10 protein-coding genes are annotated in these 13,888 nt (G+C 56.9%); 4 read left to right on the top strand and 6 right to left on the bottom strand.

The window, feature by feature from the left end:
- Together SFX18_02335 and SFX18_02330 are read left to right on the top strand one after the other, a co-directional pair.
- Nucleotides 1–1,040 (top strand): IS3 family transposase (locus SFX18_02335; protein MDX1961962.1); only part of this gene is annotated, 1,040 nt, incomplete at its 5' end.
- A gap of 275 nt (nucleotides 1,041–1,315) precedes the next feature.
- Nucleotides 1,316–1,909 (top strand): hypothetical protein, encoded by a 594-nt coding sequence (locus tag SFX18_02330; protein ID MDX1961961.1) that lies wholly within the window; start codon nucleotides 1,316–1,318, stop codon nucleotides 1,907–1,909.
- A gap of 1,153 nt (nucleotides 1,910–3,062) precedes the next feature.
- Here SFX18_02330 and SFX18_02325 read toward each other — a convergent pair.
- From SFX18_02325 to SFX18_02310, 4 genes are all read right to left on the bottom strand, one after another.
- On the bottom strand, nucleotides 3,063–6,956 hold the full coding sequence (locus SFX18_02325; protein MDX1961960.1) for an AAA family ATPase: 3,894 nt from the start codon (nucleotides 6,954–6,956) through the stop codon (nucleotides 3,063–3,065).
- A 112-nt stretch (nucleotides 6,957–7,068) separates the two neighbouring features.
- Nucleotides 7,069–8,877, bottom strand: a complete 1,809-nt coding sequence (locus SFX18_02320; GenBank protein ID MDX1961959.1) for a flagellar basal body P-ring protein FlgI — start codon at nucleotides 8,875–8,877, stop codon at nucleotides 7,069–7,071.
- 360 nt (nucleotides 8,878–9,237) lie between these two features.
- The gene (locus SFX18_02315; protein ID MDX1961958.1) at nucleotides 9,238–9,993 is read right to left on the bottom strand and encodes a glycosyltransferase; all 756 of its coding nucleotides are present in this window, start codon (nucleotides 9,991–9,993) and stop codon (nucleotides 9,238–9,240) included.
- Nucleotides 9,994–10,293: 300 nt separating this feature from the next.
- Nucleotides 10,294–10,737, bottom strand: coding sequence for a flagellar export chaperone FliS (locus SFX18_02310; protein MDX1961957.1), 444 nt, complete (start codon nucleotides 10,735–10,737; stop codon nucleotides 10,294–10,296).
- A gap of 299 nt (nucleotides 10,738–11,036) precedes the next feature.
- Here SFX18_02310 and tmk point away from each other — a divergent pair, with 299 nt between their 5' ends.
- Nucleotides 11,037–11,654 carry a dTMP kinase gene (gene tmk, locus SFX18_02305; GenBank protein MDX1961956.1) on the top strand — a complete coding sequence of 206 codons (618 nt, stop codon included), beginning with the start codon at nucleotides 11,037–11,039 and terminating at the stop codon, nucleotides 11,652–11,654.
- A 78-nt stretch (nucleotides 11,655–11,732) separates the two neighbouring features.
- Here the strand turns inward: tmk and SFX18_02300 are convergent, their stop codons facing one another.
- The gene (locus SFX18_02300) at nucleotides 11,733–12,236 is read right to left on the bottom strand and encodes a helix-turn-helix transcriptional regulator (GenBank protein ID MDX1961955.1); all 504 of its coding nucleotides are present in this window, start codon (nucleotides 12,234–12,236) and stop codon (nucleotides 11,733–11,735) included.
- Nucleotides 12,237–12,285: 49 nt separating this feature from the next.
- On the bottom strand, nucleotides 12,286–12,615 hold the full coding sequence (locus SFX18_02295) for a hypothetical protein (GenBank protein ID MDX1961954.1): 330 nt from the start codon (nucleotides 12,613–12,615) through the stop codon (nucleotides 12,286–12,288).
- Nucleotides 12,616–12,902: 287 nt separating this feature from the next.
- Here SFX18_02295 and SFX18_02290 point away from each other — a divergent pair, with 287 nt between their 5' ends.
- Nucleotides 12,903–13,790, top strand: coding sequence for a carbon-nitrogen hydrolase (locus SFX18_02290; GenBank protein ID MDX1961953.1), 888 nt, complete (start codon nucleotides 12,903–12,905; stop codon nucleotides 13,788–13,790).
- Nucleotides 13,791–13,888 lie beyond the last annotated feature (98 nt).

The raw sequence follows: 13,888 nt of genomic DNA, 5'->3' as shown, positions 1-13,888 counted from the left end.
GCCAAGCTGGCCAAAAAAGACGAGGTCATCGTCGAACTCTTGCAGGACCACGTGCAGTTAAAAAAAGAACTTGGGGAGCCCTGAAGGGAGTTTGGGTTCCCCACGACACCCGCGACCAGGTTGTCGATTATGTCCACCACTGGCACGAACGGACCGAACTCCCCGTGGGCCGGTTCGTCTCGTGGCTGGGCGTGGCCAAAAGTAAGTTCTACACCTGGCGGGAACGCTACGGCAAAGCCAACGAACACAACGGGCGGATCCCCCGCGATCATTGGCTGGCACCGGGGGAGAAGGCGGCCATCCTCGACTTTCACGACCGCCATCCACTAGAAGGCTATCGGCGGCTGGCGTTCATGATGCTCGACCAAAATGTCGCGGCGGTCAGCCCCGCCAGTGTCTATCGCGTCCTCAAGCAAGCCGGGCGGTTGGACCGCAAATGGCAAAAACCCTCGAAAAAAGGGACCGGATTTGAGCAACCGCTGGCCGCCCAAGAGCACTGGCACATCGACATCGCCTACGTCAACGTGGGCGGGACGTTTTACTTCCTGTGCACGGTCCTGGACGGTTACAGCCGCGCGATTGTGCATTGGGAACTGCGGGAAACCATGCGGGAACACGAGGTCGAGACGATCCTGCAACGCGCGCGGGAGAAGTATCCGACCGCGACGCCGCGGATCATCAGCGACAACGGCCCGCAGTTCATCGCGCGGGATTTTAAGGAGTTTATTCGGGTCAGCGGCATGACGCATGTGCGGACCAGCCCTTTTTATCCGCAAAGCAACGGCAAGCTGGAACGCTACCACCGGACCGTGAAGGGAACCTGCCTGCGGGCCGGTTGTTTCGCCAATGTCGCGGCGGTCCGCCAGGCCTTGGCCAAGTTCGTCGCGTATTACAACGAGGTCCGGTTGCATAGCGCGCTGGGGTACATCGCGCCGGCGGACAAGCTGGCCGGGCGGGAAGTGGAAATCGTCGCCGCACGCGACGCCAAGCTCGAAGCCGCGCGGGAAGGGAGGCGGCAACGGCGGTTGGCGGCGGCCTAAGGCTGGCCCGGCATGAAGTCAGGCTCGTCGTGGCTTGCCGTGGCCCGATCAGCGACGTAAGATCACCAATGCCTGGGCGGAGGATAAGGCTCTGCGGGGACGCAACCTGAGCGCCGACCCAGGGTTAAAGTGAGAAGCGGCGCGCTGGCGCCCTCCCCGCTCACTTTAACTCGATGCGAAAAATCCAAACCGTGGCCACGTTAACAGACGTTGACCTAGCCCCACTCCCCATAAACCACAACCCGACTTTGTTCTGTTTACGCTGAACCAGTACAGTGGATGGAAGTGTGGAGGAAAAGTACCCCAACATCACCACCGCCGAACAACTTTATGAAAACGAACCCAGCTATGCGAATCCCGCGGATGGTGATACGTATGATTTTGATCGCTCGAATAGACGTATCATTCAACGAAATATGCGGGGTGAGTTCAAGGGGGTGATTCCGATCAAGCAAGCAAATGACCTTCATGATTTTGCAATCTCACCGGATGGCAATCACTTTACACTGGCGGGCGTCGTACTAAGCAGGCAAACAAGTGGCAAGGATGATAATGCGGATACGATGGAATGGAAAACAGTGGTAAAATTGCCACTGCCTGGGTGTCCCCCGGCGTTTACGGCCGATTCCGCCAATCTTGTCTGCCGCTGCCAAAGGAGATTCCTGTACTATTCCATTAAAGATGATGAGTTATCTGAAATTCAAGCCGAAGGCGCGGAAATCCAGGCAGCTATGGAAGACACATACGATACCACCAAGCATATTGCATTTTTAATTCAGGATTTTCAAGTTACTGCGGACATGCGGTATCTGTTGTACTCAAACTATCATAATGTTTGGGTTTTTGAATTGGACAAGGTCACCCGGTAACATACACTTTTTTAAACGAAGGAAGAGTCATGGCAGGTCAATCACAGCGTACTTTTGAATTCCTGGAATACCGAATCGCATTTTCGTTAGATGGCTCACTTTATGATGAGGAGAATTTATTCAAATGGTACAAGGATGCGGCGGGGTGGCACCGACAAAATTCCCATTTTATTTAGCGTTGCCCCGTTCTTGCTGATTCCATTTCCTTGCACACCCACGAACAACCAAACAACTTGGCCATTATGTGAAGCCGTCGTGTGCCACTGGTGGAACACCCGTGCCAAGCATTAAAATCGGGTCGAACCCGCTAAGAACACTGGCTAATACAAATTCCAAGTAATCATAGTGCGGTTATTACCCTGCTTACCCAAAGTTGACTCAACTCCGTTGGAGGAGGGGTCAATAATTTCGCCCTTTTCTCCCAAGGTTGTTCGCTGTGCTCCATCCCGTGGGCTATGATCCATTGCATGGCTAATGAATAGGGCGCTTCACGGTACTCCCTCTCCCTCTAGCAGCCTGTTGAAAAGCCTTAGTTCACATAATTTATCGTGGTTTTGGCGAACCCAAAACTCCCACTGGCCGGGCAAGTCGTTTAAGTTACAATAAGCAACTAAGTAAACTTCATGCGGTTTGAAATTGCAACCTGATCCAAGTATAAATCAAAAGCAATTGAACCACTAATCCACACTGATCTTCACTAATCCAGCCAAGATTTTCCAGCTAACATACTGTATAGATTGATTATGGCTGCAAAACGACATTCTGGATTAGTGTTGATAAGCGAAGATTAGTGTTCACAAATTCTTTTGCAATAACCTTTTTCACTTTTCACTTGCGATCTGTTGAAATGTAATTGCTGATCCAAAATGTCGTGGTTTTTACGAACAAACAGCAACCAGTTTCTGAGCATGCTGCTTGTAATTCAACAGACTGCTAGGAAAAGGCCGGGGTGAAGGAATCTACCGCGAAGCGGTTATAGTCCACAATCCTGGGTTGCAGAACAGCGGCTATCGAGGGAATATTGCTACGGTCAAAAAACTCTGTACTACGGGGTATTCTTAGCAATTGAGCATGCTGCTTCTTCCGGGGAACACCCGGCATCCAAGTCTTGCTTGCCCCTCGCCCCTATTCCCTGACCCCTATTCGTATCCGCTCACGCCGCGTCCGGGGCGGCGGTCCCAGGGGTTGCCACGCGAATCTCGCCGTTCTCATGAACATCCTCAAACCGGACCGAGACCCGCTTGCTGATGCCGGATTCCTGCATGGTGACCCCGTACAGGGTGTGCCCACAGGCCATGGTTTTTTTAGAATGGGTGACGACAATAAACTGCGTCCAGTTCAAAAATTCCTTGAGCACGCTGACAAAGCGTTCGATGTTGGCCTCGTCCAGGGCGGCGTCCACCTCGTCCAAGACACAGAAGGGGCTGGGTCGGCTGCGAAAGATGGAAAGCAAGAGCGCGACGCAGGTGAGGGTTTTTTCTCCGCCGCTCAGCAGGGAAATGTTGCGCGGTTCCTTGCCCGGGGGGCGGGCGACGATCTCGATCCCGCTCTCGAGGATGTCTTCTCCCTCTTCCAGAACGATATCCGCGCGGCCGCCGCCAAACAACTTGCGAAACAGTGACTGAAAGTGCTCTTTCACCTGCTCGAGGGTTTCTAAAAACAGGCGGCGGCTGTCCACGTTGATTTTGTGGATGATCTGTTCGAGCGCGGCTTTTCCCTGGGTCAAATCCCGAAACTGCATTGATAAATGCTCGTAACGCGTTTCCAGTTCCGCCGCCTCCTGCAGGGCTTCCAGGTTCACGCCCCCCAGGTTGGTCAGTTTTCGCCGTAGATCTGAAATCTCCTCTTCCACCGCCGCTCGTTCGCGGGCCTCTTCCGCGGTCGGGGGAGCGGTCAACTCCGCCAGTTCAATCCCGTAATCCTCGCGCAGCCGCGCGGCCAGGGTCGCGCGCTCGTGCCGGACCGCCTCGGCGGCTAATTCCCGCTTGTGCCGTTTTTCCTCTTGTTTATGGGCTTTTTGCCGCAGGCGTTGGGCGGCTTGCAGGGAGGCGGCCCGGGTTTGCTGGAATCCCCCCCGCGCCGCTAGTAACTCTTGCGTATCCTCATGAAAGGTTTCTTTCTTTAGCGTGAAGAGCGCATAATGCTGTTCATTGGCCAGGAGGGTCTCCTCCGCCTGATTGATGCGCTCCTGGGTCTCGGCGATTTGGGCGGTTAATTCCGCCAGGCCGCGCTGCCGCTCCGCCTGGTCCTGTTCAAATTGGCGTAATTGCCGCCGCAAATTTTCCACCTGCTGTTCCGTGCGGGCCAGCTCCACCTTGACGCTCATCGCTTCGCGCTGCCGCTGCTGGCGAGTTTCTTCCAGTTGATCGAGCCTGCGCGCGTTTTCTTGCTGGCGGCTTTCGGCCTGGGCTAATTGCAATTGCCCTTGCTCCAACTTTAGTTCGGCCTGGGTGCGCGTTTGGATGACGGCCTGGCTTTGCTCCGCCGCGGCCAAGGCATCCGCGGCCAACAAGCGCAATTGTTCGGCAAACTGCGCCTGGCGCTCTTGGTCCGCGCTTATCTTGGCCCGAAGTTCAGCCAGTTCCGCTTGGCATTGTTGTTCCGCCGCGGTCATCTCTTGAACGTGCCGCTCGCGTTCGCTCGCTTGTCGCTGCAACGCTTCCGCTTGTTCCCGCAAATCTCGCAAAGCCGTTTCCCCGGTTTGCAATTCTTGCCGCAATTCCCGCAACTCGCTCCGCCGCGAGATCAACCCCCCCGGTCCATGGCGCACGCCCAGGGTCACCATTCCGCTAGGCCACAGGACCTCTCCCGCGGGTGTGACAAAGGTCGGGCGCAGGGGCAATGTTTTAGCTGAAATAGAGTCCACGGTAGCGGCGGTTTCATCCCGCACAGGTTGCGTACCCCGGGGATATGCGCCGCCAGAGGGATGACTATCGGCATTCGGCTTGTCAAGCCAAGCGGGAGGGATGGGCGCCCCGGTCAAAATAACTTGCGGGGAAGATCCCTCGATGGTGGGAGCCTGGGGGTCGGGATGGTGGGGACGATGAAGCGGGTTTTGCGCGGAGTTCGCGGTAACGGCTGCCTGTGGCGGCCAAGCGCTGGCTAATTCGTGGGCGACGGATAAATCGCGCACTAGCCAGCAATTGCCAAGCAGGCGCTCAAACAGGGGGCGATACTCGCTGGCGGTCTCTAACAAATCCCGCACATGGCCCAATACGCCGGGATAAGCTCTTAAATCGACGATCGCCGCTAAGTCCGCGGCATTTTCCCGGGGGGAAGTTTCCGGTAAGTTAGCCCCCCAGGGCAAAAAACTGACCCGACCCGGCCATCTTCGCGGCGCGCGCAGATATTCGTCAAATTCGGCACTGGGGACATACACCAAGGCTTGGGCGTGTTCGGCTAAAATCGCCTCGATGGCGGGGGCGGAGGAAACCGAGGTATGAAACAGTTCGGCCAGCATGCCGCGAATCTGGCGCAAGGGTCCCGCTGGTTCCTGCCGGGCCAGGTTGAGCAGGGCCTTGACCCCTTCCTCCACACCCGCTTGCTGGGCATCCCACGCGGACAACAGTTGGGCGCGTTCTTGGAGGCGGCTGACATGTTCACTGGCGGCGGCGGCGGCCGCCTGACATTCGGCGGTCCGGGCGCGGGTGTCGGCCAGTTCGCCGCGCGCGGTTTGGCCGCGGAGCTGAAGCGCATGGAGCTGATCGGTCAACTGCCCGCGGTTGGTTAATTGGGTGGTCAAGGCCTCGCTGCAAGAGCCATGCAGGGTTTCGACCTCGGCCAGGCGGCGCAGGCATTTATCGCGGCGTTCTTCGCTTCTGGCAAGTTGCGCTTGGAGGCCGCTAATTTCGTTGGCCAGGGCGGCCACGCCGCGCAGTTGTTCCAGATACTGCGCGCGGGCTTGTTCATTTTCGCCGCGTAGCTGATCCACCTGGGCATTTAATGTGGTTAGATGGCGTTCTTCATCGGCTAGGCGACTGCCGCAAATTCGTTGCTGTTGTTGTGCGGTGGCCAGGGCGGCGGTGACTTCCTGGTGGGTGCCGGCTAAATCCCCCGCGCGCGAATGCAGGGCCAGCCATTGCCGCCGATACCGGGACAAATTTTCCTCCAAATCATGCGCCCGGCCCCGGTCCAGTTCTTGCGCGGCTTCGAGCGCGGCCAATCGTTCGCGATTGCGGGCGGCGTGGGCGGCGTCTGTTTGTAATGTCTGCTCCAGGGTTTGAATTTCCGCGTCAAGGGCCTGCGCGGCTCCCTCCTGGGCTTCGGCCTGGGTCAGCAAACCCTGCCATTCGGCATGCAGTTCGGCCAGTTCGGTCTCGTGCTGGGTGATTTGGTCTGTTAGCGAACGCCAGTCCGTCCAGGCCACCTGCGTCCGCAGGGTTTGCAGGCGTTCGGCGTATTCCTGATAGCGACGGGCCTTGGTCGCCTGCAGGCGAACGGACTTGAGGCGGTTTTCAACCTCGTCGACAATGTCCGACAGCCGCAGCAGATTTTGGTCAACTCGTTCCAGCCGCCGCTGGCATTCCAGCTTTTTAGCCTTAAAGCGGCTGATCCCCGCCGCTTCTTCAAAGATCAGCCGTCGATCCCGCGGAGAGGATTGTAACAAAATGTCGACTTTGCCCTGCTCGATAACTGAGTAAGCCTCGGTCGCGACCCCCGTCCCGGCAAATAAATCGCGAAAATCCCGCAATCGGCAAGGAGTGTTGTTCAGCAGGTACTCCCCCTCGCCGCTGCGATATACCCGCCGCGTGACCGCCACTTCGGGCGTGTCCAGACCCAACCGCCGCTGGGCATTATCAAAGACCAGCGTCACTTCGGCCATGTTCAGGGGCTTGCGCCCGGCCGCGCCATTAAAGATGACGTCGATCATCTCTTTGCCGCGCAGGCTTTTGACGCTTTGCTCGCCTAACACCCACTTGATGGCGTCGACAATGTTGGATTTGCCAGAGCCATTAGGCCCGACGACCACGGTGATGCCGGGGGGAAACTCCAGGCGGGTCCGTTCCGCAAAGCTCTTGAAGCCAACGAGTTCGAGAGCCTTGAGCATGGGAAAAAATACAAGGAACGCCGCCAACCCCTTGCGCGACACCGCAAAGGGCAAAACATTTCAGATCACTTTTATTTTACTTGGACCGAGAAGGATCGTCAGGCGGGTAACGTCAGTTTTTCGTGGAATTTTGCGGTTCTTCCGGGACTTCCAGGGGTGTTTCCACGGTTTGTGCCTGCCGACCGCCAAACAGATTAGGCAACGCCCAGGAGACTTCGTAGGCCTCATCCTCGGTATGGGCGGTGTCCTCGTGCTTGGTGCGGTCATAACGGCGGCCGGTTTGGGGCAGTTTGTCCACCTCAAAGCGGCAATTGAGCGCTTGCTGGCGGTTGGCCTCTGTTAAAAAGTGGACCACGTCGGGATACTTGCCGCCAATTTCCACGATTTTGCGGATGACTTCGCCCAGGTCATTGGGGCATTCCAGGCGTTGGTCGGGTTCGCCGGGTAAAAAGCGGCTCAGGACGATCCGTTCGGGGGAGTCGACCCGGACGATGATGCTTTGCCCGGCTTCGATGGACAAGGTGGCGGTAAGCTGGTGCGCTGCGCCAAACAGCACAATTTCGGGCCGGCCCTGGCGGGAGACGTGCACCAGCGCGGGGGCCTGGCTGGCGATGCGATGCAGCCAGACTTTGTTCCCTAAAAACTCTCCGCGAATGGCCGGGTCTGCGGCGTTCATCCCCCACAGCGCGCGGAACGCCCCGTAGCGGGTCTCCGCGCTGGGGGAGTCCAAGAGGGCCTTTAGTTCATCACTGGCGGCGATATCGTCCATTGTCGACAGCGCTGTTAGGGCAAAGACGCGGAACGCCGGTTCATCGCGGGCGGCCAGGGCCAACGGTCCGGCCGCGTGAGAATCATCCAGATACGCCAGGGCCTCGGCGGCGTAAAAACGGACTTCGGGGACGGTGGATTCCAACCCTTTGCGCAGGACGGGGACGGCTTCTTTGCCGATCGCCTCCAGCCGGATCGCCGCATTGGGAGCGGTGATCGGATCCAGCAGTTGCCGTTCCAGCAGTTCCAGCCGGGCCAGGCGCTGGGGGCTATTTTCGGACAGGGGGACCGCCCGCACCACGCGGATGTAGCGCGGCAAGTTATGCTTGTACCGGGGATGCGCCTCTAGTTCGATGTATTCATCGCTTTTGGGGTTGGCAATGCCGTGTTTAGTCCCGTGTTGATGGGTGTGAAAGCGTTTATTCAGCGCATCGCCGATTTGCTTGCTTAAAAAGACCGACTTGTCCTCGCGCTTGAGCACCAGGCCCAGCTTGCGGGCTTTTTTTACCCGAGCGCCGCTAAGGACGCGCCCCTTGGTGCGGGGGGAAGAGTCCGAGTTGTCCAGTGACGGGTTGACCAGGACCGCCCCTTCCGCTTCGGCCATGACATGCCCCGTGTGAATGGCGTTATTGACCGCCACCATCTCCTTGAGCGAAACTTCCATCAGCCAGCCGCCGCTCAGATCGGTGGTTTCGTTTCCTTCCGGCACGCGAATTTCCAAATCGAGTTCGTCGCCGACCTGCGCTCCCGGAGGAAGCCAGGTCTGCACCCACACCAACGAGGTTTGGGGACTGGCCAACAGTTTGTTCGGCTCGTGCACATTGCGGGCCAGCATGTCGGCCATCAGCTGCGACCGCTGGGACGAAGGGGGGGGATCGCTGCCGGTGTTTTTTAACCCCACGACCAGGCCGGGAGCCTCAACCTTGACATAATTGAGTCCATAAGGGCCCGAGACATCCCCAACCAGCCGCGTTTTTTCGGCGGATTCATCGTCCAGCGTGGCGATTTCCGGACTTTGGTTGCGCAAGGTAAAGGAGGAGCAGCCCAGGGTCAGGGAGACGCCCAGGCAAGAACTTCCCCACAGGGCTGCGGTCAAAAATGTTCGCCGCGCGATAACATCGCGGGGGAGCGCGGGGGGTACGCTGGATGGCATCGACAAAACTCGGGGCTAGTCCGCCGTCGGAGCCATCCACGCCAAACAGGGGCCGGGGCCGCCAGGCAACGTGGAGGGCAGGTACCGCGCGCCGGGACCATCCCTGATCCACGAGGAGAGCGCGCGGGGAGCCGAATGTGCGGAAGTCGGCAGAGGATAAAATCCACGTCCACGCCGGTCAAGAGAGATTCCCCGCTGTAGCCGCAGTAAATGCTAGCAAACACGTAGCATGGCCATCTTGGCATGAGTGGTGAGATGCCATGCGGGGTATTAGCTATCGCCTAGGCGAAGCGCGAGGGCGCCATTCATGGGCGCGACGCTTATGCTACGCTGCGGGGATGTGTATGCCACGTGGCTTGCCTATTTCCCTAACGGCAGTTGCATGCTGCCATGCAGCGGGAAGGAGAGCGGTGGCACAACCGCCCGGCTTTTCAGCAGGGATTTTTGTTTGGCCGCTTCTTGCGTCGCCAGTTGAGCGCGGTATTCATCCCGATAGCGAAACCAGATTCCCGCGTGGGGATGATTGAGATATTGTTCAAACCAGGGACCGCCGTTGGTGTAGTGGATCAGTTGCGTTTGCTCATCCATCCAATCCAGCGTGTTCCACGTTTTTGGCAGTTCGCCAATTTGCGCGTCCGGAATATCCTGAAAGCGGTGCAGGTACGCTCCGGTTTGGGTCTCGACCAGTTCCTTGGTCCAAAGCCGCAATTTGGCACAGTCCATCAGCATCATGCTGGACCAGTTTTTGCGGGGGTAGCTGGTTTGCACCGCGCCATACATTTTCACCGTGTTTGTCGGCTGATAATCATGCTGCACCACCCGCAAGGCGTAGTTGGTCATGTCCAACTCGGCCAAGGGGCGGACATCGCCCAGGCACAGCATGTCGTTATCGACAAAAAGGGCCTTGCCCTGAAAATTGCACAGATGCGGCACCAAAAACCGGCTATAAGTGAACTCGGTCGAGGCCAGCGGATCATGCGCGCGGTTCAAGCCCAGCTCTGATAACTTTAGATAGCGAATCTCCAGCGGAATGCTAGCATGCTTGCGAAAACTATAAGCCAGGACATCCGCCGGTTCGGGAAAACGCGAATCAAATCCAATAAATATGCGCAACATGCTGGCACCTGAAAGAAAGACAATTTGGCAGCAGAACCGGACGTTCCGCGAATGTCAAAGAAGGGAGTTCGCACAAACTTTGCCGCGCAATATCTTTCGGCAAGAACTGTCCGGGAAATTCAGCAATTGCCCAATTGCTTTTCGCGCGCGTAACCGCGCGCTGGGCGCGGGCCGGACTGGAAAGCTGTGACGCGGTGGCAAGGGGCGGGGAAAATCGCCAGTTTTTCCCCGGCCCGGGGAACGCTAGCGACAATGGTTCCCTTGCTAGCGGGTTTTTTAGATGCTCGAATGCTGGCTGGCTTAGGCCTGAAACGAATATCCCGAACTGGCCAATTGATCCGTCGTGGCTGTCCCCATCGTGTCGGTCCCCAGTTTTTCGCACAATTGCTGCCAGGTTTCCCGCTCGATTTCCAAGATGTCCATGACGGTGGCGATTTTTTCGGCGTCATGCTGGACATGCGCGATGACCAATTGCCGAAATAAAAAGTTGTATAGCCCGACGATCCGCCTTCCCAGCGGGTTTTGGTCGGCCCCTTGGCGCGCGGCGGACATAATTTCGGTAAAGATTTCTTGCGCTTTCAGCAGGGGCTCTCCCCCGGCGATAAACTCGCCGTGGGCGTAATCGTCCGCGGCCCGGCGACAGTGCCGCAACGCCGCGTCAATGAGCATCAATTGCAGCTTTTGGGGTGTCGCCGTCAAGACCTGTGTCGTCCAGTATTCATCACACGTCAAACGCTCTAACATGCCGTTGTGCATAGCTTGCCAGGCCACCTAAAGAGGGTTCTCGCCACGTATCCCCGCTTGCTCTTCCCCTATATCGGTCAAGGCGGAGAAAGGCTTGCGACACCCTCCCCAAAACGGGATTGGCCAATTCACCATAACTTTGACGCCTGGGCGGTTTCTTTTAACTGGGAAAACTTGGTATAAAGGGCAAGGTTTGACTTTTGGCCGCCCGCCCTCGGGCGCTTCACCCCCTGCATCCCTGTCAGGGAGTTATAGCAACCACAACCTCGCCGGTTTTTTTATATTGATTTGCCTCAATTATGTTTTTTGCATTTGATGGGTTGGATGGCGTGGGCAAGTCCACCCAGATTCAACAATTTTGCCAGTGGCTGTCGGAACAAGGCCATACCGTGGCGACCTGCCGTGATCCCGGGAGCACCCCCCTGGGGGAGGCGATTCGCGATTTGCTGCTGCATCGGGCGGAATTGACGATCGACCGGCCGGCGGAGATGTTTTTGTACATGGCGGCGCGCGCCCAATTGGTGCAAAGTGTGATACAACCCGCGCTCGCGCGGGGAGAAATTGTGGTGAGCGACCGGTATTTGCTGGCCAATGTGGTGTACCAGGGCTACGCCGGGGGGCTGGATGTGGAATTACTATGGCAAATTGGCAAAACTGCCACGGCGGGTCTATTGCCCGATCTCACTTTTGTGCTCGATCTTTCTCCCGCGGCGGCCGCAGCGCGACTGAATCGCCCGTTGGATCGCATGGAGCAACAAGGGGCGGACTTTGCCACCAAACTGCGGGCGGGCTTTTTAGCGGAGGCCCTGCGCCAGCCGGACCGCATCGCCGTGGTTGATGCCGACCGTCCGGTGGAAGAAATCCAGCAAGAAATTCGCCAAATCGCCGCCGAGGTCCTGGATTTGGATCGAGGCTAAAAGTTACTAGCAAAACCCCGATTCCACTCATCTAAATTTACTCCAGCAAGCAGAGTAGAAATGAAGCTGCCCCATGAATTATTCCCCGGGCCATATCTCTTGGCATGAGACACCTAGCGAATTAGCTATCCGCTCGATAGTGCGCCGTTGTGGTCGGCAACCACGATTGAGCAAGTTGGAAATCGCCGGTTGGCCCACATCGATCGCTTGAGCCAGCATTTCCTGGGTGATTCCTTTTTCGGCCATGAGTTGCTTAACACGGGTTGAAAAATACTCTTGCTCGGACCGCAGCGCTGTTGACGCCTCGATTCCGGCGGGAGATTTTAGCCGTTGGTGATACGAATTTAGTTCGTCGGCTGTGATGCTAGGAAATAATGCGCTCAGCAGCGCATCCGCAGCCAACTGGCGTTCGTCGTCCGTGGAGTCCTCAGCCGATAAAATAGCGCTCATTTCCAGTGCTAACTCTTGCATTTCACGGTTGCACTCGACAAAAGCTGTCAAGAACTTGGCGATTTCGCGGGGGTCGTAAGGCGCGACGGAAACGTTATTTCCGGGCGAAACATGAGAGATCGTTTGAGTCATCGTTGCCTCGTTTATGTTACCTGGATTTGTGGAATACGCGGGCGGTCCTTTAAGCCCCGGGAAGATCGGCGTAATGACGCGCCACCACGATGTCGCGCATCGCTCGAAAAGCAGCGATTTCCTTGCCTGAAAAATCGTCCCTTTTCTTTTGATATACAGTCAACGTCCAAATTCGTGGTAAAGGATCACCCGACAATATCTTGTTCGCCTTAAAAAAGATCACACGCAAATTGTTTTGTTGGGCAATCGTCTCGTGAATTCGTAATTCACCCACCCGTTTTGCTTCTAGCGATTTAATCCAATCCCAATCGATGTCAGCATCCTTTGGCCAAAATGCCAGCTTAAGGGCATGCGCGCGGATTTTTTGGTATTCGCGCATACTATTACCACAGAGAGACCAAGCACGCGCACAGGCCGAGGCCGTCGGCTTGACGTAATAACTTCCATAAAGCGACATCATCCAACCTCCTTGTCATTCATCGATACACTTATGTACAATATCACATAATCCGCCCTGTTACAAACAAAAATATCACACAAAATCTAGTCTGGTTAATCACATTCATAATGATTCTAAAACCATAAATCTATTATCATCAATGGTTTAAGTTGCTTTATTACCGTTAATTCAACCCTCTCCTCCTTTCTCAGCGTTCTATCCCGCCCATGCCAAACAAAATCACCCTGGGCCTCGTGCAAATGCGGTGCGTGGCCGATAAGCAACAAAATTTGGACAAGGCCTTAGCGCGGATAGGCGAAGCGGCCGCCGCGGGGGCTAATGTCGTCTGCCTGCAGGAACTGTTTGGCAGTCAATATTTTTGCCAGACGGAGGATCACTGCCAGTTTGACCTGGCCGAGCCGATCCCCGGCCCCGCCACGCGGGCCCTCAGCGCCGCCGCCAAAACCCACGAGGTCGTTGTGGTGGCGTCCCTCTTTGAACGCCGCGCGCCGGGACTGTATCACAACACAGCGGTCCTGTTCGACGCCGATGGCAGTCAATTGGGCCTGTACCGCAAGATGCACATTCCCGACGATCCGCGCTACTACGAAAAGTTTTACTTTACACCGGGCGACCTGGGCTTTCGCAAATTTGACACGCGGCACGGGCCCCTGGGGACGTGTGTTTGTTGGGACCAGTGGTATCCCGAAGCGGCGCGGTTAACCGCGCTGGCCGGGGCGCAGGTGTTGTTTTATCCCACGGCGATCGGTTGGCTGGTCGAGGAAAAAGCCGAGTACGGCGCGAGCCAGCATGCGGCCTGGGAAACCATGATGCGCAGCCACGCCATTGCCAATGGCGTCTTTGTGGCGGCGGTCAACCGTGTTGGCATAGAAAATGAACCAGGAAGCACGCGCAACGGGATTGAGTTTTGGGGGGCCAGCTTTGTCGCCGATCCAAATGGCAATATTCTGGCCCGCGCGTCCCATGACCAAGAAGAAACATTGCTCGTGGAATGCGACTTGGACAAGATCGACGTGGTACGAACCCACTGGCCGTTCCTGCGTGATCGGCGGATCGACGCTTATGGCGACCTGACCAAGCGGTATTTGGATTAAGAACCCCCGCCGTACATACGCGAATCGGGGCAAGGACTAGCGCACGGCAGCCAATCATGGATGCAATTTGGCGGCAACATCCTGGTTATGCTGCGCCT

The organism is Pirellulales bacterium (assembly GCA_033762255.1).
GTDB lineage: Bacteria > Planctomycetota > Planctomycetia > Pirellulales > JALHPA01 > JANRLT01.
Note: the sequence above shows the minus strand (reverse complement) of the source record. Positions and strands in the feature narration are given on the sequence as shown.

Bases quoted from the DNA above. Each gene is read 5' to 3' on its own strand.
- SFX18_02295 (MDX1961954.1), bottom strand. From the start codon at position 12,615: ATGCGCGAATACCAAAAAATCCGCGCGCATGCCCTTAAGCTGGCATTT.
- tmk (MDX1961956.1), top strand. From the start codon at position 11,037: ATGTTTTTTGCATTTGATGGGTTGGATGGCGTGGGCAAGTCCACCCAG.
- SFX18_02320 (MDX1961959.1), bottom strand. From the start codon at position 8,877: ATGCCATCCAGCGTACCCCCCGCGCTCCCCCGCGATGTTATCGCGCGG.
- SFX18_02300 (MDX1961955.1), bottom strand. From the start codon at position 12,236: ATGACTCAAACGATCTCTCATGTTTCGCCCGGAAATAACGTTTCCGTC.
- SFX18_02315 (MDX1961958.1), bottom strand. From the start codon at position 9,993: ATGTTGCGCATATTTATTGGATTTGATTCGCGTTTTCCCGAACCGGCG.
- SFX18_02325 (MDX1961960.1), bottom strand. From the start codon at position 6,956: ATGCTCAAGGCTCTCGAACTCGTTGGCTTCAAGAGCTTTGCGGAACGG.
- SFX18_02290 (MDX1961953.1), top strand. From the start codon at position 12,903: ATGCCAAACAAAATCACCCTGGGCCTCGTGCAAATGCGGTGCGTGGCC.
- SFX18_02310 (MDX1961957.1), bottom strand. From the start codon at position 10,737: ATGTTAGAGCGTTTGACGTGTGATGAATACTGGACGACACAGGTCTTG.